The organism is Streptomyces millisiae, from assembly GCF_031845425.1.
Lineage (GTDB): Bacteria > Actinomycetota > Actinomycetes > Streptomycetales > Streptomycetaceae > Streptomyces > Streptomyces millisiae.
The window spans coordinates 1-467 of sequence record NZ_JAVREM010000262.1; the positions used below are offsets into that span (position 1 = coordinate 1).

1 pseudogene is annotated in these 467 nt (G+C 61.5%); it reads left to right on the top strand.

Annotation, left to right across the window (positions count from 1 at the left end):
- Window positions 1-250: 250 nt before the first annotated feature.
- Window positions 251-467: pseudogene (locus tag RNC47_RS36575) on the top strand (amidohydrolase family protein); the annotation flags it as partial.

The window sequence follows — 467 nt, forward strand, 5'->3', positions numbered from 1 at the left end:
GCCCTGATCATGCAGTCGGTGCTGGGTGCGATGCGCCTGCGCTCACTGGGCGTGGAACTCAACGGAACGCCGATCGAAGGCCAGCACATCTACGAGTTCTGCGCACGCGGCCTTCTGATGCCCGCATCCCCCGCCTGACCAGTGCTTTCCCGAGTTTTTGAGCGATCGCCCGAATGCGTTCGTCCGCGCTGGTCATCCCATGGTAACGTCATTACCAGTTTCGAAAATCAGACTCTTCCAGGAGGCGAACATGCCCTCACGCGAGCTTCCCTACCCGGTGTTCGACGCCGACAACCACTTCTATGAGCCCAAGGAAGCGCTCACCAAGTTCCTGCCCGACCACCGCAAGGGCGTCATCGATTACATCGATGTGCACGGCCGCACGAAGATCGTGGTGCGCAACCACATCAGCGACTACATCCCGAACCCCACGTTCGAGGTCGTCGCACGCCCGGGCGCCCAGGAGG